Origin of the sequence: uncultured Tateyamaria sp. (genome assembly GCF_947504105.1) — a bacterium.
In the GTDB taxonomy this organism is placed as follows: Bacteria; Pseudomonadota; Alphaproteobacteria; order Rhodobacterales; family Rhodobacteraceae; genus Tateyamaria.
On sequence record NZ_CANNGP010000134.1, the window covers coordinates 1 to 1,224 of the forward strand.

Consider the following 1,224-nt stretch of genomic DNA (forward strand, 5'->3'; position numbering starts at 1 on the left):
ATCAAACCAATCAGATGAGCCAAACTCTCTCTTAGTTTAGACCGCCATTGGCCCCAAAAACCATGACGACGGACACTTGGACGTGCCAGGCGTGGATGCTGTTGTGCGCATAAATGTCTGCAATGGCGGCTTGTGACCCGATCTCCATTATTCTTCACAAACCTGGAGAGAAAGGGATATTCGCCTCAATTTTACAACCACCATCTACCGAAGTTCATTTTTTGGCCTGGCTGAAAGATTGATCGATACCAACGGCTCCCGGCATCTTCCCCAATGCCTGGTTCATCTTATCCCCAATCTGGTTCAGGCGGCGAGAAAGCCGTGGCCAATCGATAATCCGAACTTGTCGCATGACAGTCGATGTTGGACAATTCACACAGATACAATTTCAGGTTGATTCGCGATACATTTTGAACCGGTAAGGCTCCGCAATGTCTTCGCTTAAAAAACGCATTCAAGCAGACTTAGTTTTGCGCTTCTTCCTTCAAGTGCCCCTGTTTTCTAGTCTGCCCAACCAGTATGTTGCTGACCTGTCGCGCCACTGCGTCATGAAGAACCATGACAAGAAGCAGGTGGTGTTGTCCCAAGGAGATATTGGAAATCAAACCTTTCTTATCATGAAAGGTATAATCGACGCGATCTGGTCGGACCGCGACGGGCGAGAAGTGATCTTTCGAACGCATGGGCCACATGAGTTATTGGGGCTAGACGAAGTGGCTGATAACTTGCCTCACGCCGCGACCTATGTGTGCTCAACCCCCTCAATCCTGATCTACATTCCACCACGCGAAAGCCGAAAGTTGGCCAACGCGCCCGAACTTCAAAAAAGACTGGCAAAACTGGCACGCGCCCACATGAGGCACTGCCGCGAAGGGTATCGTCGCATCGCAATGCATGATTTGGAAACCCGGCTGGCATTGTATCTCCGTGATCTGCTTAGAACCAGTCCAACGCGTGAATATGTGGTGATCGAGGAAACACAGCTACGCATTGCCTCCAAGGTCAACGCAAGCCGTACACGGATCAACACCACGTTCAAGAAATGGGCAGATCGGGGCGAAATCTGGTATTCCCGTGACAAGATTATTTTCAATGAATCCAAGTCATTCTGGCGAAAATACAATATCGAAGCCGATTGATTCCAATTTTATGTTACGTGCGTAACACACTCCATGGCGCGGTTTGGTGCACCTTCGTTTGAAACAGACGGAGGGAGTGTAATGA

1 protein-coding gene is annotated in these 1,224 nt (G+C 49.3%); it reads left to right on the forward strand.

Annotation, left to right across the window (positions count from 1 at the left end):
* The first annotated feature begins 431 nt into the window (after positions 1-431).
* On the forward strand, positions 432-1,139 hold the full coding sequence (locus Q1A75_RS23900; RefSeq protein WP_299593568.1) for a Crp/Fnr family transcriptional regulator: 708 nt from the start codon (positions 432-434) through the stop codon (positions 1,137-1,139).
* Positions 1,140-1,224: the final 85 nt, after the last annotated feature.

Excerpts from the sequence above, each read along its gene's own strand:
- Q1A75_RS23900 (WP_299593568.1), top strand. The coding sequence starts at position 432 with ATGTCTTCGCTTAAAAAACGCATTCAAGCAGACTTAGTTTTGCGCTTC.